Origin of the sequence: Pseudoalteromonas piscicida (assembly GCF_002744175.1) — a bacterium.
GTDB lineage: Bacteria > Pseudomonadota > Gammaproteobacteria > Enterobacterales > Alteromonadaceae > Pseudoalteromonas > Pseudoalteromonas piscicida_B.
This window is the reverse complement of record NZ_NKHF01000041.1, coordinates 75,958-102,283: the sequence shown is the minus strand read 5'-3', so window position 1 is coordinate 102,283 and position 26,326 is coordinate 75,958. Positions and strand designations below refer to the sequence as shown.

Annotated in this window: 23 protein-coding genes; 7 read left to right on the top strand and 16 right to left on the bottom strand. The window is 43.4% G+C overall.

From position 1 onward, the window contains the following. Together CEX98_RS22850 and CEX98_RS09585 are read left to right on the top strand one after the other, a co-directional pair. Positions 1–229 (top strand): hypothetical protein (locus tag CEX98_RS22850; protein ID WP_197707200.1); only part of this gene is annotated, 229 nt, incomplete at its 5' end. Between the two features lie 224 nt (positions 230–453). Then, positions 454–1,308, top strand: a complete 855-nt coding sequence (locus CEX98_RS09585) for a PD40 domain-containing protein (protein ID WP_099641848.1) — start codon at positions 454–456, stop codon at positions 1,306–1,308. A 253-nt stretch (positions 1,309–1,561) separates the two neighbouring features. Here the strand turns inward: CEX98_RS09585 and CEX98_RS09580 are convergent, their stop codons facing one another. The 14 genes from CEX98_RS09580 to CEX98_RS09515 form a co-directional block, all read right to left on the bottom strand. Then, on the bottom strand, positions 1,562–4,642 hold the full coding sequence (locus tag CEX98_RS09580) for a ligand-binding sensor domain-containing diguanylate cyclase (RefSeq protein WP_099641847.1): 3,081 nt from the start codon (positions 4,640–4,642) through the stop codon (positions 1,562–1,564). Positions 4,643–4,666: 24 nt separating this feature from the next. Then, a complete protein-coding gene (locus CEX98_RS09575; protein ID WP_099641846.1) occupies positions 4,667–5,149 on the bottom strand; it encodes a phosphatidylglycerophosphatase A family protein in 483 nt (160 codons plus the stop codon). 8 nt (positions 5,150–5,157) lie between these two features. Beyond that, positions 5,158–6,120, bottom strand: coding sequence for a thiamine-phosphate kinase (gene thiL, locus CEX98_RS09570; RefSeq protein ID WP_099641845.1), 963 nt, complete (start codon positions 6,118–6,120; stop codon positions 5,158–5,160). Between the two features lie 43 nt (positions 6,121–6,163). Further along, complete coding sequence (gene nusB, locus CEX98_RS09565) at positions 6,164–6,574, bottom strand: transcription antitermination factor NusB (RefSeq protein WP_099641844.1); 411 nt, start codon at positions 6,572–6,574, stop codon at positions 6,164–6,166. Positions 6,575–6,585: 11 nt separating this feature from the next. Next, a complete protein-coding gene (gene ribH / locus CEX98_RS09560; RefSeq protein WP_099641843.1) occupies positions 6,586–7,050 on the bottom strand; it encodes a 6,7-dimethyl-8-ribityllumazine synthase in 465 nt (154 codons plus the stop codon). A 116-nt stretch (positions 7,051–7,166) separates the two neighbouring features. After that, positions 7,167–8,279: a bifunctional 3,4-dihydroxy-2-butanone-4-phosphate synthase/GTP cyclohydrolase II gene (gene ribBA / locus CEX98_RS09555; RefSeq protein WP_099641842.1), complete on the bottom strand. Its 1,113-nt coding sequence runs from the start codon at positions 8,277–8,279 to the stop codon at positions 7,167–7,169. A gap of 28 nt (positions 8,280–8,307) precedes the next feature. Continuing rightward, positions 8,308–8,964, bottom strand: a complete 657-nt coding sequence (locus CEX98_RS09550) for a riboflavin synthase (protein WP_099641841.1) — start codon at positions 8,962–8,964, stop codon at positions 8,308–8,310. Position 8,965: 1 nt separating this feature from the next. Then, positions 8,966–10,078: a bifunctional diaminohydroxyphosphoribosylaminopyrimidine deaminase/5-amino-6-(5-phosphoribosylamino)uracil reductase RibD gene (gene ribD / locus CEX98_RS09545; RefSeq protein ID WP_099641840.1), complete on the bottom strand. Its 1,113-nt coding sequence runs from the start codon at positions 10,076–10,078 to the stop codon at positions 8,966–8,968. Further along, positions 10,075–10,524, bottom strand: a complete 450-nt coding sequence (gene nrdR / locus CEX98_RS09540) for a transcriptional regulator NrdR (RefSeq protein WP_099641850.1) — start codon at positions 10,522–10,524, stop codon at positions 10,075–10,077. The genes ribD and nrdR overlap by 4 nt, the downstream gene beginning before the upstream one ends. A gap of 86 nt (positions 10,525–10,610) precedes the next feature. Continuing rightward, the gene (gene glyA / locus CEX98_RS09535) at positions 10,611–11,867 is read right to left on the bottom strand and encodes a serine hydroxymethyltransferase (protein ID WP_099641839.1); all 1,257 of its coding nucleotides are present in this window, start codon (positions 11,865–11,867) and stop codon (positions 10,611–10,613) included. 257 nt (positions 11,868–12,124) lie between these two features. Continuing rightward, positions 12,125–13,408: a threonine synthase gene (thrC, locus tag CEX98_RS09530; protein WP_099641838.1), complete on the bottom strand. Its 1,284-nt coding sequence runs from the start codon at positions 13,406–13,408 to the stop codon at positions 12,125–12,127. After that, complete coding sequence (thrB, locus tag CEX98_RS09525; protein ID WP_099641837.1) at positions 13,408–14,346, bottom strand: homoserine kinase; 939 nt, start codon at positions 14,344–14,346, stop codon at positions 13,408–13,410. The genes thrC and thrB overlap by 1 nt, the downstream gene beginning before the upstream one ends. 8 nt (positions 14,347–14,354) lie before the next feature. After that, entirely contained in the window at positions 14,355–16,769 is a 2,415-nt protein-coding gene (thrA, locus tag CEX98_RS09520) for a bifunctional aspartate kinase/homoserine dehydrogenase I (protein WP_099641836.1), read from the bottom strand. A 240-nt stretch (positions 16,770–17,009) separates the two neighbouring features. Next, on the bottom strand, positions 17,010–17,375 hold the full coding sequence (locus CEX98_RS09515; protein WP_099641835.1) for a response regulator: 366 nt from the start codon (positions 17,373–17,375) through the stop codon (positions 17,010–17,012). A 198-nt stretch (positions 17,376–17,573) separates the two neighbouring features. Between CEX98_RS09515 and CEX98_RS09510 the strand changes: the two genes are divergently transcribed. The 3 genes from CEX98_RS09510 (at position 17,574) to CEX98_RS09500 (ending at position 21,875) form a co-directional block, all read left to right on the top strand. Continuing rightward, positions 17,574–19,334, top strand: a complete 1,761-nt coding sequence (locus tag CEX98_RS09510; RefSeq protein WP_099641834.1) for a sensor histidine kinase — start codon at positions 17,574–17,576, stop codon at positions 19,332–19,334. Between the two features lie 203 nt (positions 19,335–19,537). After that, positions 19,538–20,452, top strand: coding sequence for a recombination-associated protein RdgC (gene rdgC, locus CEX98_RS09505; RefSeq protein ID WP_099641833.1), 915 nt, complete (start codon positions 19,538–19,540; stop codon positions 20,450–20,452). Between the two features lie 529 nt (positions 20,453–20,981). Next, entirely contained in the window at positions 20,982–21,875 is an 894-nt protein-coding gene (locus tag CEX98_RS09500) for an EamA family transporter (RefSeq protein ID WP_099641832.1), read from the top strand. Positions 21,876–21,939: 64 nt separating this feature from the next. Here CEX98_RS09500 and CEX98_RS09495 read toward each other — a convergent pair whose 3' ends face one another. Continuing rightward, positions 21,940–22,779, bottom strand: a complete 840-nt coding sequence (locus CEX98_RS09495) for an HDOD domain-containing protein (RefSeq protein ID WP_099641831.1) — start codon at positions 22,777–22,779, stop codon at positions 21,940–21,942. 452 nt (positions 22,780–23,231) lie between these two features. Between CEX98_RS09495 and CEX98_RS09490 the strand changes: the two genes are divergently transcribed. Both CEX98_RS09490 and CEX98_RS09485 read left to right on the top strand, forming a co-directional pair. Next, positions 23,232–24,932 (top strand): dipeptidyl-peptidase 3 family protein, encoded by a 1,701-nt coding sequence (locus CEX98_RS09490; protein WP_099641830.1) that lies wholly within the window; start codon positions 23,232–23,234, stop codon positions 24,930–24,932. A gap of 168 nt (positions 24,933–25,100) precedes the next feature. Then, positions 25,101–25,718, top strand: a complete 618-nt coding sequence (locus tag CEX98_RS09485; protein ID WP_099641829.1) for a hypothetical protein — start codon at positions 25,101–25,103, stop codon at positions 25,716–25,718. A gap of 131 nt (positions 25,719–25,849) precedes the next feature. Here the strand turns inward: CEX98_RS09485 and CEX98_RS09480 are convergent, their stop codons facing one another. Then, complete coding sequence (locus CEX98_RS09480) at positions 25,850–26,242, bottom strand: HIT domain-containing protein (RefSeq protein WP_099641828.1); 393 nt, start codon at positions 26,240–26,242, stop codon at positions 25,850–25,852. Positions 26,243–26,326 lie beyond the last annotated feature (84 nt).

Sequence of the window (26,326 nt, the reverse complement as noted above, 5' to 3'; positions counted from 1 at the left end):
TTACGATGTTAGTGAGGGGTTCTTAGTTAATTTTGTAGCCAATACAACTAGAATCAGACTTGGGCTTGATACTCTTGATAGTTTTCCATATCTAAATGTCGGGAATAAAATAATCTATTACATAGAAGTAAATATTGCTGAAGAGCCATCAGCGAGCAAATCTGGAAAAGCAACTGAGATTGAATTGAGCAAAGAAGAGCTTATCTCAACTTTAGAAAAAGAGAGTTAACAAGTTGCTGCACTCGGAAAAATTTCTCGCTGCGCTTGCTATTTTCCGGTGAGCAAGGCGTTATATGTAACTCAATAAGTTGATTATCGCCGTCAGAACAAAATCATTTAAAAGTCATTAGGACGTCAAGTATTTAAAAGTCAGTTTGGTTAATTTGACAGCTAATTTTATCAAATTTAATCGATGTGAAATAATTTGCTGATTATAAAATAAGGACAAAAATCATGAAATCTAATTACCGTTTCGTATTTCTGCTACTTCCTGTGTTGATAATGAGTAGTGGAAGTCATGCTCAGGATGACTTTTCAGTGTTAGAGGGCCCTTATCTTGGGCAACATCCTCCTGGCTTAATTCCTGAAGTTTTCGCCCCTGGTATTGTATCGAAAGAGCATCGTGATTGGACCGGGCGCTTCTCACCCGACATGAAAGAGTATTATTTTACTAGGAACAATAAAAAAAGTAGAAAAAGTACGACGCTTGTTTTTAAATTCGAGAATAATCAATGGCACGAGACAGTATTGGGCCCCCGGATGGGTGGATCTATCTCGCCTGATGGTAAAACGATGCACTCTGGAAATAAGTATAGGGAGCGCACCGATAAAGGTTGGTCAGAGTTAAAAAGTCTTGGTCCCCCGTTTGAGGGCATCCCTATCATGGTCCTTACAGCTTCCGCTAATGGCACCTACGTTTTTGATGAACGAACAGAGGTTGGCACCATTCGGTATTCCAGATTGATAGATGGAAATAGGGAAGCACCAAAAGCATTTGGCAAAGAAATCAACGCAGGAAAATGGACAGCTCACCCCTTCATTGCCCCAGATGAAAGTTATTTAATTTGGGACAGCGAACGAGAAGGCGGGTACGGCGATTCGGATTTGTATATAAGTTTTCGACAGCGAGATGGTTCATGGGGGGCCGCCATTAACTTAGGGGATAAGATAAACACAGAAGGTCCGGACACTGGAGGAGTCGTATCGCCAGACGGAAAATATTTTTTCTTTAATAGAAAGATTAGCTCAGAAGATTCCGATGTATATTGGGTGGATGCGCAGTTTTTTGAGACACTTAGACCTGAATAATAAACCATATAACAATCGCAGCAAGAGCGACGCCAAAATACGGCGCGTCTTCTGCGGGCGTTAGCCCATAGAAATTTTTATGCGAAATTCGTCTAATACAGCCGAAGGCCTAAAATGTTTTTGTCCAAAAATGAGTTAGCTTGACCGTCCCTTGAACGTTCATAGCTGCTTGGCAGGTGAGTTTTAAACTAATTCTCCTAAGCCGTAAGATCAGATAAGAGCTACTAAATTTAAACGTGTTAACACCAAGCGATTACCTCATCCATACATTCACTTCAGCAAGTCCATTGCTTTGCAATAACTGAAGTTGCGACTCTATGTTCGCGCTTTGTTCAAACTCAAAGGCATCTAGCTGATCATCGAAGATAATCGTAGCAGCACCATCACCTCCGCGTTGCTTCACTTGATGTAGCGCAATATCAGCCAAATTCACCGATGATTCCCAGCCAATCACCTTACCACCTAGCAGTGGTAACGGGTAATAAGACCAGCCCATCGAGACGGTCAATTTGGTTGTTTTGCCATTTGGCAGGCGGTAGTCCGTTTCTGCAATGGCTTTACATAAGTCACTGACATAACTTTCTATATCATCTCGACTAAAATCACGCAGTAATAACAAAAACTCATCGCCGCTCCACCTAACTACATAGTCAGAGCCTTGCGTTCGAGTATTCAACAATGTGGCTATTTGTTGTAGGCAGCTATCACCGCCAATTGGCCCGTAAGAATCGTTGATTTTACTAAAATCGTCGATATTCATGATCATTAATACTAGGCTCTTATTCTGGGCCTGTAATGATTGTGCGTTGCGCTGGTAATGCTCGACATCTTTAGGGAGTTGATCGAACAGGAAGCGACGGCTTCGCAAGCCGGTCAACTCATCTGAATGACTGACTAACTTAAGCTGGGTATTAACTTGATTCAGCTTTTCGTTGGCTTTTCTAAGCTCAGTGGTACGCTCAGCAATTAAGTCTTCTAACGCGGCTTGTTTTCGCCTTTCTTGTGCTCTAAACACCCAAAAAATGAGATAGAACATAAAAATAAAGGCGCAGGTAATAAACAACCTAAAATAAATGGTTTCATCAAAGCGGCGTGGCAAAGTCACAGGCAATTGTAGCGTCTTTGCTTGCTCCCAATCTTGTCCTTGCCGCTTAGTTTCAAGAATAAAAGTAAAACTGCCTGGCGGTAAGTTGGTATAAATCGCTTCTCTACGTGTTTGAGCATCGCGCCATTGTGTATCATGGCCTTTTAACTTATATCTAAACTCGATGCTTTGAGGTGCGTAAAAATCAATTGCAGTATAGTTTATTGTTAAATCACGCTCAGAGGTATTAAGCTCGATCATTTGATTTAGCGAATCCGCACTAAATATACGGTTATGGGTTGAGAGTGATTCAAGTCGAGGCAGTAAATCGCCGCCCCCAAAAAGTTGCACATTTTTAGGGATCTCAACGACCCCTTGTAAGCTTGGATAGAAAATAGCAGACTCAGTTTCGATGACAGCGTCATGGCCTAATCCCGAGCAGCACTGGCTTGGTCTACCATCAAGCTGGCGGTCAAAAGGACTGATCACCTGTTCAACTTGTAAGCTCTCAATCGCCTGCTCAAATTGAGCTACGGGCATGCGATATACCCCTTTCATGGTACTTACCCAAATCAGCTTGTTGACCTTATCGAAGTGCAACGAAAAGATAGAGCCATAAGGCAAGCCATTAGATGCATCTAACTGATACCAATCGCCCTCAGAGGTACGATAAAACAGCCCGTCATTTAACGAACCAACTAACGTCGTTACTGTGTCTAGATGAAGAATACTTGTGATATAGGCTGAATCGAGCGAGGTTTGGGAGCCTATCTTTTCAATACCTTTTTCGTTGTAACGATACGCGCCCTTATTGGTTCCAATAAACCCATATCTCGGAAAGTCTTCTATAAAAGTAACAAACTGACTACCAAGAAAAGCATTATAAGCAAAAGGCGTGATCCCTTTGTAGTCTAAGCGGTATAAGCCTCGGCCAGTACCAAACCACATTCCGCCTCGATTTGAAGGGCTTAAAGAGAAGACTGGGTTCTGGCGTAACTCGCGCTCATTTATTTTTTCTAAAGTGCCATTTTCATAGACAAGTGCCCCGCGATCTGTCCCCAGAATGAGCTTTTCACCAATAAACTCCAAATCATGGATCACCGAGCGATTTAGTTGAGCGCTGGTAAGAATAGGTTGATAACTGTCATTTAGGCCAATTATCCCCAGCCCCTCACGACTAGCCACCCATATTTGGCCTGATGAATCTTGCGTTATGGCAGAAATAGCTTGGTTTGTTCTCAGTCCAATATGATGACGCTCTACTTTGCCTGAGTGTGCGAGCCACAAGCCTTCGTTTAGGCTGGCAAGCCAAATGTTGCTATCTTTGTCCATAAAAATATCCGCAAACCAAATACTTTGGTCTAGCTGGATCGGCTCAACCGCCTGCCAAATGCCGTTACTTTGGCGATACAGTAGTCGACCATAGGTAGATACCCAAAGGCCACCCTCTTTGTCATTCAGAAATTTATAAACGGCATTATTGCCAACTTCCTGATACCGACGCAGTACTTCATCAAAATCTAAAAAGTAAGCCCCCAGCTCAGACGCCAAAAAGAGTTTACCGTCTACCCAAGCCAAATCATGAATAATGGTTTGTGCGAGCTGCTCAGGTAAAGAAACTTTGCTTGCCAGTTCCAGCCTCACGCCGTCGCCATTGCGATTACTTGATTCACTAATTTTAAGAAGGTGACGTTCATTGACTAACCAAATACCATCTGGCACTAAGGCCATTTTGGTCACTGAACCAACGATCTGATTTATTTGTGTCACATCGAGGTTACTTTGCTCAATGTTATTTGCAGCCAGCATCAGCTTTTTCGCCGAAACATAATAAAGCCCGTTAGCAGCAATCCAGATACCACCGTCTTCGTCTTGTAAAATATCTCTAACTGGCCCTTGCAAGTCAAAGCGCCTTGCTTCTAAGGTTTTGGGGTTAAGTCGCAGCAATCCTCGGCGAGTACCAACCCATAGCATGCCAAAGCGGTCGACAGCCAACTTGTTGATGGCATTGCTGCTTAAAAATTCGGTATTCTGGGTATTAAAGTTTTGGAACTGATGGCCGTCAAAACGACTCAGACCAAACTGAGTGCCGAGCCAAATATAACCTTGATTATCTTGGACGACACTTTTCACACTTTGTGACGGTAATCCACTTTGGATATTCCACTGTTTCACTACATAGTCATCTATTGCCGCTACGCTGGTAAAAGACAGCAGCAAAGTGAACATGAAAAACAATAGCCTTATCATCTCGATTCCATCACATCAATATAGTTAGATTAACATGCCAGTTTTAAACAAAGCTTGCACGCAAATTAACGAAAAAATACCCGCCAATACATCATCGAGCATAATACCAGAGCCGCCATGCAAACGCTTATCTAACCACTTAATTGGCCCAGGCTTTAAAATATCGAAAAAGCGAAACAAAATAAACCCAACAAGTAGCGACTGCCAACTAATTGCCGCGCCTATCATCGTAATATAAAAACCAGCCACTTCATCCCATACAATTGCAGGATGGTCGTGAACATTTACATCATCCGCGGTTTTCCCACAAACCCAAATACCAAACAGCGTCATTATCATTGCCAACAAACACTGCAACCAGATGGGCGTGCCTTGAGTCAGAAAAATAAACGGAAGTGCTGCAAACGTCCCTACGGTGCCGGGCGCCTTTTTTGCCAGCCCCAAACCAAACCCAAGCGCAAAGAACTGATGCGGCTTTTTTAAATTAAAATTGTACTGCTTAGCCAAATTCACTCCTAGCTAAAATGTTCAAACCCTTGACCTGTTAACTGGTAAGGCAGCCCTTGATTGAGCAATTGAATGTCACCATTATTCGCCGTAATTTGACCAATACACACGGGTTCAACACCGTATTGCTTTAATCGAGTCTCCACAGCATTTTTATTATTATCATTCACTGTGAATAACAGCTCGTAGTCATCACCAAAGCCAAGTGCTAATTGCATCCGAGCGTCTTCATCAAGGCTCGAGCGCAGTGCATTCGACATCGGTACTTTGTCAGCGTGGATTTTTGCTCCCACATGCGAGCTGTGTAAAATATGTTTTAGATCCGCCAATAAGCCGTCTGAGATGTCGATAGCTGAGGTAGCAAGACCTCGAAGCACTTGACCTGCGGCAACGCGAGGCGCCGGAAAGTGAAACTTTTCCAATGCGGCTTTGTAGTGCTGAGGCTCCAGTTGTAAATCACGTTTTCTAGCTTCAATTGCTAGCCCAGCATCACCAAGGGGGCCTGTTACATAGATCCAATCACCCACTCGTGCACTTGAGCGCTTTAAAGCTTTTCCAGCCGGCACAATCCCTTTAGCACACACAGTGATAGTCAGCGGCCCTTGTGTCGTATCGCCGCCAATAACTTGAACGTTGTAGTACTCTGCAATTTCATGCATGCCTTCAGTGAATGCTTCAAGCCATTGCATGTCCGCATTTGGAAGCGTTAGACCTAGGGAAACCCAAGCAGGTTCTGCCCCCATTGCTGCTAAGTCGCTTAAGTTAACTGCAATAACACGGTGTCCAAGTGCTCGTGGTGGAATATCTTCAAAAAAATGTACACCAGCAACCAAGGTGTCGGTGGTCACCGCCAGTTGATTACCTTCAGGGACAGACACTAAGGCACAGTCGTCGCCTATTCCGAGCTCAACGTCTCTGCGAATGATCCCACGACCTTTGAAATAGTGATTGATTAGCTCAAATTCTTTCATACACAAAAAAGCCGGCCTAGGCCGGCTATTCCTATAGTAAAGTTTACTTACGAATAAACTTAACCGCTTTGTCTAGCACGCCGTTGACGAATTTGTGGCTTTCTTCTGCGCCAAACATTTTCGCCAACTCAATACCTTCATTGATGGCCACTTTATATGGCACATCTTCGCGGAACTTAAGCTCATAAGCGCTAACTCGTAGCACAGCTAACTCAACCATATCCAGCTCTTCAAGTGGACGAGCTAAGTGTGGGCGAACGGCTTCATCAAGCTGTTTCTGATTTACCACAACGCCACGAGCCAAGTCTTTAAAGTACTCAACATCCACTTTTGTTACGTCATTTTCGATCAGCATTTGCTGCTCGATATCGGCAATTGGGTTGCCACTTAGCTGCCAAGAATAAATAGCTTGTAAAGCAAGTACACGTGCTTTGCGTCTAGCTGCTGGTTTCACTGAGATTCCTCTTAAATTTGCTCTAACACGTTCACCATTTCCAGAGCTCCAAGGGCGGCTTCTCCCCCTTTGTTACCCATTTTAGTGCCCGCGCGCTCGATGGCTTGCTCAATGCTTTCAGTGGTTAATACACCAAAAGCTACTGGAATGTCATAATCTAATGAAACGCTAGCCAAGCCTTTGTTAGACTCGTTAGCGACCAAATCGAAGTGTGGTGTACCACCACGAATAATCACACCTAACGCAATAATTGCGTCGTGCTCTTTTTTCATTGCAACGCGTTTCGCTGCAAGTGGTAGTTCAACCGCTCCAGGTACATACACTACAGTGATATCGTCATCGCTAACACCACCGGTACGTTTAAGTTCATCTACAGCACCTTCTAATAGGCTGCTACCGATAAAATCGTTAAAACGTGAAATGACAATGGCAAATTTTTTGCCAGGAGCGTATTTATTACCTTCGATTACTTTCATTAGATGTTCCTAATCTGTATGAGCAATTGCCAAATTGAGGCGCATGATAGCACAGTATTGTGGCAATCGCCTACTATCTGACTATAGGCGATTGCGATCAATTTGGCATTTTGGAATTATTTTGGTTCGACGTATTCAACAACTTCTAGATGGAAGCCAGATAGTGCGTGGTATTTTTTCGGTAAACTCATTAAACGCATTTTTTGGATGCCTAAGTCGGCCAATATTTGCGATCCGACTCCCACTGTACGGGAGGTGCCTTGGAATTTACGGTAATTAACTTGCTCTCCAGCATCTTCTGCGGCAAACGCTTTTACCAGCGCTTCCATTTCTTCGCTGTGTTCTTGTTTACCCAGAATCACCAATACGCCGTCATTATCCGCAATGTGTTTCATTGCGCTTTGCAGTGTCCAGCTTCTGTCAGCACTGCGGTCAGAATGCAAAATGTCGTTAAACGTACTTTGCAAATGTACGCGTACTAAATTCGCTTCTTCAGTTTTGATCTCACCTTTCACCATCGCATAGTGCAACTGGTTATCTATGGTGTCTTTGTAGGTAACCAAATTAAATTCACCAAACTCAGTTGGCAATCTACACTCAGCAACTTTCTCTATGGTGGTTTCGTTTAAGTTACGATATTCGATTAAGTCAGCAATGGTGCCAATTTTAATGTCGTGCTCTTTTGCAAAGACTTCAAGTTGTGGGCGACGTGCCATCGTGCCATCTGGATTAAGAATTTCAACAATCACAGACGCAGGCTCAAGTCCTGCTAACCTAGCTAAGTCACATCCAGCCTCGGTATGGCCTGCACGAGTAAGTACACCACCTGGCTGTGCCATGATTGGAAAGATATGGCCTGGTTGCACGATATCTTCAGGAACAGCGCCTTTAGCTACCGCAGCTTGCACAGTACGAGCGCGATCTGCCGCAGAAATACCTGTGGTTACGCCCTTTGCGGCCTCAATTGACAAAGTAAAGTTGGTAGAGAACTGGGCACCGTTGGCTTTTACCATCAAAGGTAAGTTCAACTGTTCGCAGCGCTCTTGCGTCATGGTCAGGCAGATTAATCCGCGACCATACGTTGCCATGAAATTAATTGCGTCTGGTGTAATGTGCTCTGCCGCAATGATCAGATCACCTTCATTTTCTCGGTCTTCATCGTCCATCAAAATTACCATTTTACCGGCTTTAATATCGGCGATGATTTCCTCAGCACTATTTAAACTCATAGTTTTCCCATTTTTACTTTGTCTGTGGCTACTTTATAAAGCCAGCTTTCGCCAACAGACTCGTTGTGAGAGTGGATTCGCTGGCAGCGCTTGACTCACCCTGAATTAATCTTTCGAGGTAGCGGGCGATTTGGTCAACCTCTAGGTTTAGTTTTGACCCGACATGAAAACCTGCAACTGTCGTTTCTTGCGCCGTATGCGGCACAATGGTCAATTTAAATCGATTTTGTTCAACGGCATTCACCGTCAAACTGATACCATCTACTGCAACAGAGCCCTTGTAAGGAATATATTTCATCAGTGATGGCGGCGCAGATAACCAATAGTCGGTAGCTCTGGCATTGGGGTTTATCTCTACCACCTCTGCGATGCCATCTACGTGACCTGAAACGAGGTGACCACCTAACCTAGAAATGGGCTGCAGCGCTTTTTCAAGGTTTACTTTCTGCCCTTTTTTATACTCTGCAAACCGCGTTAAGCTTAGCGTTTCGTTTGAAACATCGGCGCGAAACCCATCACTAAACTTTTCAGTCACGGTAAGACATACGCCGTTGGTTGCAATACTATCGCCAAGTTGTACGTCACTCATATCGAGAGACGAAGTGGTTACACGCACAATTAAATCACCGCCTTGTAGCTGCAATTCCGTCAGTGTTCCCGTAGCTTCGATAATACCTGTAAACATGTTACTTCTCTTTGGTCGCGGTTATTTTAAGGTCAGGTCCCACCTGGCTGATATCGTCAAATATTAATTCTGGTATCTGCGACATAGTGCTAAGCGCAGTGGTGTTAAATAACCCTCGCCCAGCACCAATAATTTTAGGTGCTAAATACACAATATATTCATCGATTAACCCAAGCTCATGCATCACACCTGCAAGTGTGGCGCCTGCTTCTAGCCAAACTTGGTTATATTGCTTCTCTGCCAGTTTGCTCAAAACGGCGTGCAAATCCAGCTTACCATGAGCTTCAGGCACGACAATTTGTTCTACGAAATGAGGCCATTGCTTAGAATTATCAATAGTACGGCGAAAAATAATCACCGGTGCTTCAATGTTAAACAATGCAAGATCGGGCGTAAGGCGGTTTTGTGAGTCAATTACGGCACGCACGGGCTGGCGCAGTTGAGGTTGCGGATAATCAGTATGCTCTAAAAATTCTTCTCGCACATTAAGTCTTGCATTGTCAGCAATGACGGTATCTGCTCCAGTCAATACCACGCAGCTTTGTGCTCGATGGCGCTGAACATCCAACCGCGCAGCGGCTGAAGTGATCCACTTACTTTCCCCATTGTTTAATGCGGTTTTGCCATCTAATGACGCCGCAAGTTTACAGGTGACGAATGGCACATCATGCTCCATTCGCTTCAAAAACCCTTTATTTAAGGCCTTTGCTTGTTGTGCAAGTAAACCAAATGCGGTTTCGATACCTGCAGCTTCTAACATGGCTAACCCACGTCCAGCGACCTGTGGATTTGGATCAACCATCGCTGCTATTACTTTAGTCACACCTGCGTCAATCAAACCTTTAGCACAAGGCGGGGTTCGTCCGTAATGACTGCATGGCTCAAGGGTAACATAAGCTGTTGCGCCCGCCGCTTTTTCCCCAGCTTGCTTAAGCGCATGTACCTCAGCGTGGCCTTCACCCGCTTTTAAATGTGCGCCCTCACCGACTATTTCACCGTCTTTTACAATCACACAACCAACATTTGGATTCGGTGTAGTGGTGTACATACCACGCTTTGCAAGTGCAATAGCATGGCTCATGTAATCGTGGTCTTGTTTTGTGAACAAGCTCAATCCCCCAGCCTCGCTATTTCTTCACCAAACTCACGAATATCCTCGAAAGAGCGATATACCGAGGCAAAGCGGACATAAGCAACTTTATCAAGCTTTTTGAGCGCTTCCATGATGCACTCGCCGATCATGTCGCTGGAGACTTCTCGCTCACCGGTGCCACGAATTTGCGATTTAATTTGATGTACAACTTCTTCAATTTGTTCAGTGCTAACAGGGCGTTTTTCTAGTGCTCGGTGCATGCCATTTAAGAGCTTATCCTCATTAAAAGGCTCTCTAGTGCCATCTTGTTTTATAACACGCGGCATCAAAAGCTCAGCGCCTTCGAAGGTAGTAAAACGTTCGTGGCATAGAATACACTCACGACGGCGGCGAACTTGATGGCCGGAAGCAACCAAACGTGAATCGATCACTTTGGTATCTTTGGCTGAACAGAATGGACAATGCATAGACGCTCTCGTTGACTCAAAAAACAAAAAAGGCCGCTTGAATGCGGCCTTAATCATAACAAAAAACTGCTTTTTTGTGAGCGAAATTATGCGTAAACAGGTAATTTAGCGCAAATTGCTTTTACTTTTTCTTTCACTTGTGCCTGTACAGACTCATCATTAATGTTGTCTAGTACGTCACAGATCCAGCCTGCAAGCTCTTTCGACTCAGCTTCTTTAAAGCCACGGCGAGTGATCGCAGGAGAACCAATACGAAGACCTGAAGTAACGAACGGTGAACGCGGATCGTTTGGTACTGAGTTTTTGTTTACTGTGATGTTAGCGCGGCCAAGTGCTGCATCTGCATCTTTACCTGTGATGTCTTTATCAATCAGATCAAGTAGGAACAGGTGGTTTTCAGTTTTGCCAGAAACCACTTTATAACCACGCTCTTGCAGTACCGCAACCATAGCTTGTGCATTCTTAACCACTTGCTCTTGGTACGATTTGAACTCTGGCTGTAGTGCTTCTTTAAATGCTACCGCTTTAGCAGCGATAACGTGACATAAAGGACCACCTTGACCACCTGGGAATACCGCTGAGTTTAGCTTTTTGTAGATTTCTTCATCATCACATGCAGAGATGATAAGACCACCACGAGGACCCGCTAGCGTTTTATGCGTTGTTGTTGTTACAACGTGTGCATGAGGCACAGGGCTTGGATAAATACCAGCGGCAACTAGACCTGCAACGTGCGCCATATCAACAAGTAGGTAAGCACCTACTTTGTCAGCGATTTCACGGAACTTAGCCCAATCAACGATACCTGAGTACGCTGAAAAACCACCGATGATCATTTTTGGTTTGTGCTCAAGTGCTAACGCTTCAACTTGTGCGTAATCGATCTCACCGGTTTCTTCATTTAGGCCGTATTGAATTGCGTTGTACGTTTTACCAGAAAAGTTTACGTGTGAACCGTGCGTTAAGTGACCACCGTGAGCAAGGCTCATACCAAGTACAGTGTCATGTGGCTGAAGTAGCGCTTGGAATACCGCTGAGTTTGCTTGTGAACCAGCGTGAGGCTGAACGTTTGCATAAGTAGAACCAAATAGCTCGTTTGCACGATCAATGGCTAGTTGCTCAACCACGTCAACGTGTTCACAACCACCATAGTAACGCTTACCTGGGTAACCTTCAGCATACTTGTTTGTTAGCTGAGAACCCTGCGCTTCAAGCACACGTGGGCTACAGTAGTTCTCAGAAGCGATAAGCTCGATGTGATCTTCTTGACGTGAAGTTTCGGCTTCAATCGCTGCAAATAGTTCTGGGTCAAAGTCTGCAATATTCATGTTACGTTCTAACATGGTTTCTCCTAGGTAAACGTAAGGGTATTTTTAAAGACAATCTAGCACCGCGAGATGACCAGTTTGCCTATGAAATCAGCATGGGCATATTTAAGCAGGGATTGAATTTATTTCACACCCCTATCGCGATGATATTTTTTTATTTAAACATTAATATTTTAAATAAGACAACCTAAGTTGCATTTGAAAAGCTAATATAGTTGCGAAATTGAACATACCTAAGTGGGCCAAATACCCACTTAGATGTTCATTCTGATTTAGTTCAGCTTTGCCAACATTGCTGTTTTAAGGGCATCATAATCCGCGCTAAGCAGCTCAGCTAAACATGGCTTTTGTAGTGCATCGGCTAACGGTTTAGGCATTTCAAGCTGCTGATTTAAAACGCCTTCTACAGATTCTTTAAACTTCGCAGGATGTGCAGTTGCAAGGAAAATCCCCGTTTCACCTGCTTGCAAATCCAGTGCTAGCCCTTCATAAGCTATCGCGGTATGTGGTTCAGCTAGATAGCCTTTGCCATGCAATTCTTGCATTACAGCCTGAGTACGCGCTTCCGACACTGAACGTGAATAAAAGTCATGTTTATTAAAATCACCTCTTTCCAACATGATTTCAACTCGAGGCCAGTTATTAGGTTTACTCACGTCCATCGCATTCGAGAGTGACTCCAATGTGGAGTTTGGTTGCCACTCGCCTGACGCAATATATCGCGGCACCGTATCATTTTGATTGGTGGTTGCACTTAACTTAGCTATAGGTAATCCAATCGCTGCTGCGATCATTGCAGCACAAACATTGCCAAAGTTACCACTAGGCACCGAAACATGCACTTTTTCACGTTGCGATTGTGGCAGTTGTGCCACAGCCTCAAAGTAGTAGCAAACCTGTGCTACCAATCGGCTGATGTTAATAGAGTTTGCTGAGTTCAGGCCTAGCTTTTGCTTCACCTCATCATCTAAAAACGCTGATTTCACCATGGCCTGACAATCGTCAAAGCTGCCATCCACCGCATAGCAATGGATATTTTTTCCAAGCGTGGTAAATAGCTTCTGCTGGGCAAGGGAAATTTTGCCATGAGGATACAAAATAACGACATCGACGTTTTCTTTTTCGTAAAAGGCATGGGCAACTGCTGCACCAGTATCACCACTTGTGGCAGTCAGGATAGTCACGCGCTCTCCCTGATTAAACATGCTAATGCACTCTGCCATAAAGCGGCCACCAAAGTCCTTAAATGCAAGGGTTGGGCCGTGGAACAGCTCTAAACAATGCTGGTTGTCTGCCACCTCAACTAACTTGGCTGGAAAATTAAATGCGCGTTTTACCATGGCATCTAACGTATCTTGCGGTAACTCATCACCGATAAGGTGATGCAGTACTTTGGCGCTACGCTCAGCAAAAGGTAATGCAAGTAATGCGTCAATATCTGCAATTTTGTCAAATGTTGGTGGAAAGAAGACCCCCTGATTGCGACCTAAGCCAATTTTTACCGCTTCAACGAATGAGACTATCTGCTGTTCGTCTTTTAAGTTCACTAACTTCATTACTTTTGATCCTTTAATTCTCTTGTGCCAAGCGTATCTAGTCGGCAAATATGGCTAAACCCAGCTTCATTAATATAGTTTTGTTGCAGCCATTGCTGCACTGCATTTGCCTGTTGTTCAGACTTACAAATAGCAAAAAGCGTAGGCCCAGCCCCTGAAATGCTCACCAGCTCTGCCCCCAAATCTGGCAGCGCTTTTTTCGCTTCGCTGAAACCTGCAATGAGCGGCGCTCTTGCGGCTTCAGCAATGCTGTCTTGCATCATAGCTAGGGCTTTATCAAACTGACCTGATTGCATCAATAAACAAAACCCCGACAGTCGCTGAGCAAACTCTACCGTATCATGTAAAGAAAACTGCTGTGGTAATGCTTGCCTTGCTTTAGCTGTATTTAATGCAAAGCCTGGGTAAGCAATCACATAAAACCAGCTTTCATCATGCGCAACACTGATTGCTTTATCAGCGATACACTCGGCTGTCAGTTGCAACCCACCAAGGTAGCACGGCGTAATATTATCGTAATGACGAGCACCGCTGACCTTTGCCTCAAAATCAGCCATTAATTCAATCAGCTGCGATTGGCTTAACTGCGTGCCCGCAAAATCATTCAGTGCCGCAAATGCCGCCACTACGGAGCATGCACTCGACCCAAGACCAGAGCCAACGGGTAGCCCCTTATGCAGCGTCATGGCTACCGCTGGCATGCTGGGCGCAACATGCTGCTTAAAGTGAAGCAGACATTGATAAGCTAGATTGTCCTCAGGTATTGAAGACAGCTTATCGGCATAGGGACCAATGCAACTAAACGAATCGCGTTCAGCCGCCTCCACGCTAACCTGATCGCCTAGCAAACTGCCATCAATAGGTTGAAGTGCAGCGCCAAGCGCATCAAAACCAACACAAAAGTTACCCATAGACGCTGGTGCATAAAATGTTTTCATCATTACCCCTATCTCGACAGCGTTTTTAATATATCTGCAAACACGCCCGCTGAGGTGACTTCTGCGCCCGCGCCATATCCTCTGATCACAAAGGGTTTTGGTTGATAGTATTGGCTTAAAATTGCCAGTGCATTTTCACCGTCACGAATATCGTACAGAGCATGTTCTTTGTCTACCGCTTCAATGCCAACGCGGCATTTACCATCAACAATTGAACCCACATAGCGTAGCACTTGGCCTTGTGCTTTTGCCGCCGCAATACGCGCTGCAAAAGCGTCATCTAATTGTGGTAATTGCGCCATAAATTCATCAACACTAGCGCCCTTCGCAAATCCTTCAGGCAATACAGATTCAACTTCAATATCGCTAAGCTCCAGCGGTAGCCCAGATTCACGAGCAATGATAAGCAGCTTACGCGCGACATCTGTACCAGATAAATCATCGCGAGGGTCCGGCTCTGTAAAGCCGCTTTGTTTCGCTTTTTCTGTCGCTTCTGATAATGATAAACCATCTGACAATACACCAAAGATGTACGATAGCGAGCCTGACAAAATACCACTAAATGAAAGTAATTCGTCCCCCGCCCCAAACAGCAGCTTAAGATTGTCTAGTACTGGTAGACCGGCTCCCACGTTCGTTTCATATAAAAAGTGACGGCGTTTAGCCAGCGCTGCTTGTTGGAGTGACTGATAATATTCATAGCTGCCAGTATTGGCTTTTTTGTTGGCCGCCACGACATGAAATCCAGCATTTAAGAAGTTTAAATAGTTGTCTGCGACAAATTGGGCAGCACTACAATCAACAATCACGGGATTAATTAAGTGATTTTGCTTAACAAACTGACTAACCTGCTGTAAGTCAAAACCCGATTCAGCTTGCTCAAGTGCCAATGCCCAGTTATCAAACGGTACTCCCTCAGGATTAAGGTAGCACTTGCTTGAGTTAGCAATGCCATAAAGATTCAAGCGGATATTACGCTTTTCTAACCATGCTTGCTGCTTATGAAATTGCTTCATTAATTCTTGGCCCACTAAACCACAGCCAATCAAGAAGACATCAATGGATGGTACGTGAGTGAAGAAGTTTTCGTGACACACTTTCACCGCATCTTGACACAATTCACCGTCAACCACCGCTGAAATTGAGCTCTCTGTTGAGTCTTGCGCAATGGCGACAATATTAACTTGAGCCTGAGCCAGCGAAGCAAAGAATTTAGCAGCTAGGCCTTTGTGCGCCTTCATGTTATCACCCACCAAGGTGACAATAGCAAGGTTACGCTGCACTTCAATGGGGTCGATTAAGCCCGCTTGAGTTTCGAGTTCAAATGCCTGTTCAAGTGCGGCCAGCGCGAGTGTTAAGTCTTGCTCATGGACACAAAAGCTAATGCTAAACTCACAAGACGATTGCGTAATAAGTACAATGGATACGTTGTCTGCTGCCAGTGCTGAAAATACCCGGGCAGCCATGCCAACTTTGCCTTTCATGCCAGGTCCTGCCACCGTTAGCATGGCGAGCTTATCGAGACTTGATAGTGCTTTAACCGGCGCCTCGCCGCCGCCTTGGGCACAAATTAGTGAACCTGAGACTTCTGGATTATGAGTATTTTTAATTTCACACGGCACGTCGGCTTTTGCGCAAGGCAGAATAGTTTTAGGGTGAAGCACTTTAGCGCCAAAATAAGACAGCTCCATAGCTTCTTTGTATGACAGCACGTCAACTTTAGTCGCTTTTTTGATCAGGCGAGGATCTGCACTGTAAACACCGTCAACGTCAGTCCAGATTTGGCAAACTTCCGCTTCTAAACAAGCTGCAGCCACCGCCGCAGAATAATCAGAGCCGTTGCGACCGAGGGTAGCTAACTCCCCAGCTTCGTTACTACCAGTGAATCCAGCCATGATATAAAAACGGGCAGCTTGCGCACGCACCATTTCAGCAAAACAAAGTTGACTTAATTTAAGGTCTACTTCTGCATCTAGGTATCCACCTTGGGTCTTTACGCAAGCTTCAGCACTTAACGCCACAGAGTCTGACTGCAACATGGTGTTCATTAGTGAAACACTGATACGCTCTCCAAAACTAATGACATAGGCTCTTGCTTGATCTGGGCAGTGCTTGAGTAACTTGGCACCATCCAGCTTATTTTTCAATAAATCAAAATCGGGCCAACCATCGACACTACCGTAAACAGCCTGCACCTCTTGGTATAAACTCTGACTTCTGGCAACAAGTGCCTGCCATTGCGGTTCAAAATCCAAGCCTTGTGCTGCCAGATCAGCTAGCGTAACTAAACTGTCTGTCATTCCACCGGGTGCTGACAATACGACCAACGCTTGTTGTCCACCATGGTTCTGTATTAACGACCTTACGCTTTGTAAACAGGCAAAATCTTTGAGGGAAGACCCTCCAAATTTAAGTACTCGCATCATTTTTCCTCATTCCAAAAACAAAAAAGGCCTGTGTTCTTAGTGAACACAGGCCTTTTTCAAACTCGCACTGACCTATGCCACTATCCCGTTAGGATGGTGGTTGTAATAATGGTCGTAGTGATGATATTCGTTTTCATAAATTTAGATTGCCTGAAATTTAGCTTCACTGTCAATAGATAAAATAAAAATAGATTATGCAATTTTTTAATAGTGACATTTGTAATTTGCATAGATAAGTCATCTTATTCCAAACTTATGCAATAATCCCAAAAGCTGCTCGGCTTTGGCCGGTTTTTCTAAAAAACCCAACGCCCCTAAGCTTTCGACTCTTTCTTTCATTTGCGCTTGAATGTCAGCTGAAATTACCACAACAAAGCATTCGATTTTATGCTCTTTTATTGCTTCTAGCACACCAATACCATCAAGCACGGGCATGGTAAGGTCGAGGCACAATAAATCAATCTGCTGCTTTTTCAGCAATTCAACCGCTTGTTGACCATTCTGTGCTTGATGCAACGTCAGATCTAACTGGCTCTGTAAGTGCTTAATGACTTGCTTGCGGGCGACAGCCGAATCATCGCAAACTAAGACGGAATAACTCATAAAGTGGTCTGTCTTGTATTGTTGTTAATAAAACGGTCACTGGATAAGACTATCTTATAACACATTAAACTTTGCTTAGTAAGGCGCGAAAAAGCATATTTAATTAAGATATTTATTTATTTTTAACCATTTATTGGCTAACTTTATAAGCAGATTATACAAAGGCGATGAACTAACCGTAGGAGCTCAGCTTAATTCATGCTGCAAAAAAGCCTCTCAAAAAAATTGCTCACCAATGTGCTGTCGGTTTACTTCCTTCTAACCTTTGTCGTCACATGTGGACAGATCGTAGCTGAATACGTCAACACCAAAGACTACATTCGCAATGAGCTTACTATGCTGCAAAAGACATTCAGCCGCAGCTTAACCCGTGCGATTTGGGAATTGAACACAAAGCAAACCGTAACCACCGCAGAGGGGCTCCTAGCGATCCCGATGATTGAAGGTATCATTGTGCGTGATGATAGCGGTGAGATCATTTCTCAGCTGGGACGTTCGCTTGATATCCATGAGTTGTATAGCCAGCAGCTTGTTCAAGAGGAAGCAATAATCGAAGATACCCCCTCAGGTTTGTTTGGTTATACCTTTCCGTTAATATTCGAATTCTCGGGCCGCGCCACGCAAGTTGGCGATGTCACACTATTCTCAAGCCGAGAAGTCGTGCTCAGCCGGATCATGATTTCCATTTACTTCTTGATCGGCAACGCAATGATCAAGACAACCTTTTTGATCATCCTATTTTTAATCGCCTTTAGAAAACTGTTAACTGAGCCACTCGGGGCTCTCACTGAGCAAATAGAGGAATTTGAAATAGATAATGTCGATGGCCATAAAATCGATATTGATGCCAAAGAGCGGAATGAATTAAAAATCATGGAAGAGGCTTTCAATAAACTAATTGATAAAATTTCTGAGTACCGCAAAAAGCTCGATCAAACTCAAAAAGAGTTGATTATTAGCAATGAGAAGTTAGATCAACATAATATTCAGCTAGAACAAGAGGTTGCACGTAAAACATCCAATCTTAGCCAGGCTATGATGGATTTACAGCAACAAAAATATGAACTTGAAAAGCAAAAACTAACGCTGACCGAAGAAATCGATTTAAGAAAGCAAACAGAAGAAGAGCTATTAACCAAGCAAAAAGAGTTAGAAAAATACGTTGATGAACTCAACATGGCGCAAGAGCGTTTGGTGGGCTCAGAGAAAATGGCCGCACTGGGCGGGCTGGTTGCAGGTATCACCCACGATATTAATACGCCCGTTGGCATTGGAGTTACCGCGACTTCTTTCTTACAAGAACGTTTAGATCAACTAGAGACGGCATATAATGCTAAAACTCTATCGCCAAAAGCACTTGAAGAGTTTATTAGTGAAGCAAAACAAAGCACGAGCTTACTCACCACTAACCTAGACCGAGCGTCTGAATTGGTGGCCAGCTTTAAGCAGATAGCTGTGGACCAGGCAAGTGAGGCTGTGCGGACCATTAATCTTAAGCAATATCTAGGGGAAGTGATCCGTTCATTACACCCTAAGCTGAAGAAAACCCATCACCAAGTAAATATCGAGTGTCCGGAGGATATGACGCTGAACTTACCTGCGGGTGCGATCAGCCAAATCTTTACCAATTTAATTATGAACTCGCTGATCCATGGCTTTGAGAATCAAGATCAGGGTGTGATTGATATTGATATTAAAGAAGATAAAGGTACGGTCAATATTGTCTACAAAGACAATGGCAAGGGGGTAACCAAAGCACAACTTGAGCGCCTATTTGACCCATTCTTTACGACTAAACGTGATCAGGGTGGCAGTGGCCTAGGCACGCACATAACACTTAATCTAGTCAAACAAACATTAAATGGCGACATTGAAGTGACCAGCGACGAAGGGCAAGGACTAACCTATTACATTAGTTTTCCCAAAGACTTACAAAAGCCAATGGCCATGTTTAGCTAACTAACCCGAACATTGATAATTAATGCCTTTCTAGCAGCCAGCTGTAGCGCTAACTGCGTAGAATTCACCTCCAATACGCTAAGCTTGTAATTGGTGTATTGGAGCGAGATATCTTCCCCTCCATCAAACATCATCTAGTGGAATACAAGCCCTGACGTTTTTGCTATGATGACCACAATTTTATTCCAGACGGGCATAATTCTATGTGGTTCAGTAACTTAATCTGCTACAAATTCAAACAAGATGTAACTTACACACAAGAAGACTTTGAAAAGGCGCTAGAACAAGATATTTTTCGTCCTTGTGGTAGCCAAGACATGACCACTTTTGGCTGGACAAAAGCCTTTGGTAAACATGGTCAAATGCTTTCACACTTTTCTCAAGACAGTATCTTAGTTTGTGCTAAGCGCGAGGAAAAAGTGCTGCCTGCCGCCGTAGTCAATGAAATGGTGGCGGAGAAAATTGAGCAAATCGAGCAACAAGAGAATCGTCCAGTAAAGAAAAAAGAAAAGGACGACATTAAAGAAAACATCCTAGCTACTTTATTGCCTCAAGCGTTCAAAAAATCGAGTCTACAATTTGCTTTTATTGACCAAAAATCAGGTTGGGTAATTGTAAATAGCGCCAGCTTCAATAAAGCGGAAGAACTACTTGCACTACTACGTAAGTCTCTGGGCACACTACCTGTAGTACCAGCATTTGCTAACTATGACTTAGACTTACAGCTAACACACTGGCTAACAGAGTTTACTGCACCAGAGGGCTTTGCTATCGGAACCGACGCTGAGTTGCAAGAGCCTGACGACAACGGCGCGCAGGTAAAGTTAAAACAACATGACCTTTCATCTGATGAAATCAAAACACACCTAGAAAATGGTAAGCGAGTGACAAAGCTTGCACTCGACTGGCGTGAGCGCGTGAAGTTTATCTTACAAAATGATGGCACATTGAAACGCTTAAGTTATGCCGAAGCACTTAAAGACCAAAATGCAGATATTCCAAAAGAAGACTTAGCCGTTAAGCTTGATGCTGACTTTATTTTGGTCTCGGAAGAGATCAAAGAATTACTCGAAGAGCTAACTCAGGGTCTTGGCGATGATGAAGGCCTAGAGTCTTAGCCTATTGTTTTGCCGAGGGAAGGTGGGCAATCACCTTTCCTCTTTTAGTGTTTTTTAAACCGCATTTTTAATATCGCTTACCCCCCTCTTCTACTTGCTGATTTTGCCCCAGCGCTCCACATAGTGTCTTTTCCAGTCGGCGGTCAACGCATTTATCGCGCTTTATTCATTATTTAACCTGAACTAAAGGTAAAAAGTTATACCAATTGGCTTAATAAAGTGAGCTATTTTAGGGCGAGAAAATCTTGTCAATAATCCCACAACTGCCCCTGCTCATACCAAATATTGACGTCCATATCGGCAAGGCAAAAATTTTGCTATGTTAGTTGCGCTAAATAACCTGAGCTTCGGATAATTAATGCCTTTCTAGCAGAAAGTTTTGCGTTGAATTCACTTCCAATAGCCGGCTATTAGTGCGTAAACTCGTCTAGTTTTTTGTCTCAAATTGAACGAGTATTAAAGCAAAAAGGTATCAGCCCTTAGTGGTATTATAAGGTAAGTAAAATTAGCTAAATGGAGTTTGACACGAGTGAATGTAAAAAGCATTTTATTAGCTTTAATCGTAGTGATTATTTGGGGACTCAACTTTTCAGTCATTAAATTTGGTCTTGAGGAATTGCCACCTATTTTATTCTCAGGTTTGCGCTTTTTTGTGGTGGCGATCCCTGCCATATTTTTTATTCCTTTACCTAAAACTTCGGTATGGAACGTACTTGGCGTTGGACTCTTTTTGGGCGTACTTAAGTTTAGCTTGTTATTTATTGCAATGGAGTCTAACGCTTCGGCAGGCATTGCCTCTTTGCTTTTACAGGCTCAAGTGATTTTCACGATTCTACTGAGCGTTTTATTGTTAAAAGAAACTTTGAACAGATTTCAACTGGTGGGCATTGGTATCGCGACCGTTGGATTCAGTTTATTTTTTATCAATGCTTCTGGCTCAACAACAGTACTCGGCGCTATGTTGATACTCGGGGCTGCACTATTTTGGTCATTTTCAAACCTCATCATGAAGCGGCTACAAGGAGTAAATTTACTTCACTTTATTGTTTGGGCCAGTCTCGTACCGCCACTGCCACTCTTTATCCTCTCTTATTTTATCGAAACCGACTCTCCGCTTATGCTTATACAAAAAGCCACCTCACAAGCTTGGCTAGCTGTTGCTTACGTCGGTTATATTTCGACGCTGATAGCATTTGCAATTTGGGGATGGCTGTTGAAAGAGCACAAAGCGGCTTCAGTTACTCCTTTTGCATTACTGATCCCTATCGTTGGTATGCTTGGCTCTGCTTTATTGCTTGATGAGCAACTCACCCTGTTGGAAATCATTGGCGCGGGATTAATCCTCTTTGGTCTAACGGTTTCGGTCATCGGTTTACGACTGCTAAAAATACTAGTAAAACCGCAACCTGCCTTACCATCTTGATGCACAAAGCAAAAAGACCTCAAAAGAGGTCTTTTACTTGCCGCCAATGTTCAAGCATTAATAATTAAGCAAACATCGTTTTTACATCTTCTAGCGTTTCAAGGTAAGCTTCATCTGCAAATATATTCACCGCTCTGATCACGCCCTTTTCCTCATAGAGCTTTAGAGCAGCCGACTTATCTGACACCTGTAAAATACCCTCAACAATCGCGCCTACTCGAATAAAATCGACGTAGCACACATGCTCAGGCTTATAGTTTGGGTTAGCCCATGACTCGGCGACTTCTACAAATTCATCTGTAAAGTCCCACTCGCGCATGATTGCCCCCCCAATTTTACCGCCTAATTTTTGGATGGCATGAGCTAAAAAGCTTGGATTGGCAAATACCTCAGGGTGACGCTCAGCTTCAGTCAGAATAGGTAATACACCAATATTGAATACCAAAGAAGCCAGTGTGATTGTATCTTTATTAAGAGATGTATGTTTATTCACCCGGAGGTAAAAGTCCATTGAGGTGATAGCTTGGCATGCTACCTTCAGGGTTTTTTGCCATGCTTTATCCATATACGTTTTTATCAGCTTATTATTAGAGACAAACAATTGCTCCATCGCCATCGCTGTCGCTATGTTTTTTATCTGCCTAAGACCGATGCGTGTTACAGCCTGATTTAATGTGTTGACCTTTACAGAGCGGCCCATAAAAGCGCTATTCGCAACTTTGATCATCCGTGCGGCTAACGCGGGATCATGAGAAATAACATCAGCCATTTGCATCAAGTTAATTTCAGGATCATCGGCAGCTTGCCTCACACGAACTGCTATCTCTGGCAGTGTGGGAAGCACCAGTGTATCGTTGTTAATTCTGTCAGTGAGAATTGTGAGCAAAGCATTTTCTGTAGACATGAAACCAAATCCCTTAAAAACTGAATGAAAGACTCGTCGACAAATGAGCGCTAATGCAGCCTGCACCATTATTACTTACAACTAGTCACACAAATTATGTTTAGAATATAGCTGTAAGTATTGTCTAACTTTCGGATAAAGTTAAGAAAACCGATAAAATAAAATTTTATTTTATCTCTGCTCATTCACGCTCTCTTTGTTTAGAGCTAATTGTTATTCCAAGCTTGTTTTTGTAGCAGTTTGAATTGATATTTGTACCAGCTAGGTCCTAGCTTAATGCTCTTTTTTACAGTGCAAATTTACCAGTGCTTGCAGGCTAAAACAGATAAACTCTGTTCTCGCCCATTCATCTCAATTGCATCAAATTACTCAAAGTTTACTAAGAATAGTTTTAAAAAATCGTGTAAGGTAACGACCACATAATTAGAACACAATGACAACAAGGGAGCATTATGAAACACACTATGATTCATGTTGCAATCGCACTTGCAACGGGCATAGCCCTATCTGGCTGCTCTGAGCCTACAAATACCGCTGAAGCCACCAACACAAAAGCAAACAACACACAAACCGAGAAAGCAAAATCTGGTTACCAGTTGGTCAACGCAACGCAAGATAGGCTCGATATTTATACGCCTGTTACACTCAAAACCGACCTAAGCCACCTAAGTGATAACCAGAAGAAAATGCTGGGGTTACTTATCGATGCGTCGGTGATTATGGACGACTTATTCTGGCAACAGGCGTTTGGCGAAGATAGAGCGACTTTTCTTGGTAAAATCTCAGACGACAAAGTACGCCAATTTGCAGACATTAACTATGGGCCTTGGGATCGCTTAAATGGCGACCAAGTGTTTCTTTCTGGCTTTGAAGAAAAAGCACTGGGTGCCGAGTTTTATCCAAGCGACATCACCAAAGATGAGCTAAATAACGCGGAAGTAAAAGACAAAACAGGACTTTACTCTGTGATCCGTCGCGATGAAAATGGCCAACTCTATAGCATCCCATATTCATCAGCCTACAAAGCTGAGTTGGATAAAGCCGCCGAGCTTTTACGTCAAGCAAGTAACTTGGCACAAGACAAAGAGTTTGCAAACTACTTAAACTTGCGCGCAGATGCATTAGTCAATAATAGCTACCAAGCGTCTGATTTTGCTTGGATGGACATGAAGAATAATCCAATTGATGTAGTGATTGGCCCAATTGAAACCTATGAAGACCAGCTATTTGGCTATCGCGCCGCTTTTGAGTCTTATGTTTTGGTTAAAGATTTGGCATGGAGTGAGCGTCTCGCTAAATTTGCCGCTTTTTTACCTGAGCTACAAACCGGCTTGCCAGTTGACGATAAATACAAGCAAGAAGTGCCTGGATCTGATGCCGACCTAAACGCATATGACGTCATTTATTATGCAGGCCATTCAAACGCGGGTAGTAAAACCATTGCGATTAACCTACCAAATGACGAAGAAGTGCAACTCCAAAAAGGCACGCGTCGCCTACAGCTTAAAAACGCAATGCGCGCAAAATTCGATAAGATCTTAGTACCAATCGCCGATCAACTTATCGTCCCAGAGCAACGTAAACACATCACCTTTGATGCTTTCTTTGCTAATACCATGTTCCATGAGGTAGCCCATGGTCTGGGCATTAAAAATACCATTACAGGTAAAGGCACCGTGCGCCAGTCACTACAAGAACACGCAAGTGCACTTGAAGAAGGCAAAGCAGATATTCTAGGCCTATATATGGTCGAGCAATTGCTTAAAAAAGGCGAGATCACTGAGGGTACGCTCGAGGATTACTACATCACCTTTATGGCGGGTATCTTCCGCTCAGTACGTTTTGGCGCATCCAGTGCACATGGTAAAGCGAACATGATCCGCTTTAACTTCTTTAAAGAAGAAGGCGCATTTTCTAAAAACACGGACGGTCTATATCAAGTGAACATGGAGAAGATGGGCGCAGCGATGGAGAAACTGTCTAACCTTATCCTAACGCTACAAGGTGACGGCGACTATCAAAAAGTCGATCAACTGATCGCCACGCACGGCGATATTAAAGCAGAACTACAAAAAGACCTAGATAAGCTTTCTAAAGCAAACATTCCTGTCGATGTTACCTTTAAGCAAGGTAAGCAGGTGCTAGGACTCTAGTACTAACAAGCGCACCATGCCATAGTGACTGAAGCGCAAGCTAAACGCCTATGGCATGACTTACCCCATTACACTGCAAGTTAAATAAAAATCGCGACATCACCTAAAGTAAATTAGGAACAAGGCCGATAGAAAACAAACATTGTGTTAAAACAAAAAGGAGTTTTTATGACAATGAACTTTCGCATCCATTCTGCATCACTGACTATGGCACCCGCAAAGCCTGCTGCTACACAAGTGAAAGCAGCGTCAGAAGCTATCATTTCCAGAAGAGGTGAAGCACAACAACCATCAGACAAGTCAAATGCTATTGCAGCCTACACTGGTGATATTCCCAATAGTTCACCTTACAATGCACTATTAAACCCAGAAGGTTTTGATTTTGACAATATGTCCCTCAATGAATTTTACGATGTTGTTGATGCGATTCGAACCTTAGAGTTTGATATAGAACGTGCTAGTGGTAATACGGGAAGTTTACGTGATACATTTTGGCATGATGTGATGTCTGTTAAGGGCTCTTTGGAAGGTGTAAATTATGAGAAGCAAGGAATAAAGCCTGATGAAAAAATCAACATTTCACAATTTTATGGGCAGTCAGTAGATGAAGCCAGAAATATGGAAGAAGAGAACTACCGCTCTTTTCATGGTGTATTAGGGTATGCTCAAGAGCAACAAGAAACTGTAGCGCTCATCACTTCCGAATCCTTCCTTAAAGAGTATCAGGAAAAAGCGGTAGCATTTTTAAAAGCTCAAGAAACTCAATTAATTGATACGCAGGCCTAAGTGGCCTGCGCAATGTTGAATAGCTATTGAATTAATTCTCTCGGTATTCGTAACGTACACCACCACGTGTACCTGTACCCCCGCCATTATTCATTAACGCTAAACGGTAGTTACTAAGTGATATAATACATCTATCCAAAATTTGTTTTTAATTTTGCAATTTCCTCATCACTATAGGGTTTTGCTGGATAGAGTCCCCAAACCGGTTTTGGCCATGCAATATCGGTTTTAAATCGCGCGATGTGGTGCACATGTAGTTGCGGCACCATATTACCAAGCGCAGCCACATTTAATTTATCAGGCGCAAAGGTATCTTGTAACAGTTGACTAAGTTTGGCTGACTCTTGCCAAAATTGAGCTTGCTGCGACTCAGGTAAATCAATAATTTCTCTCGCGCCCGCAACCCTAGGTACTAAGATAAACCAAGGGTATTGAGTATCATTCATTAACAACACACTACACAGTGGCCACTCGGTAATTAAGATACAATCTCGTTGTAATTCTTTGGCTAATTCAAATGTCATAATTGGATACTTTAAGTCTTAATTACTCGGCACTCTATCCGAATTTGTTGCTATTGCAAAGCGGCTTCATTACCATCCTGTCAG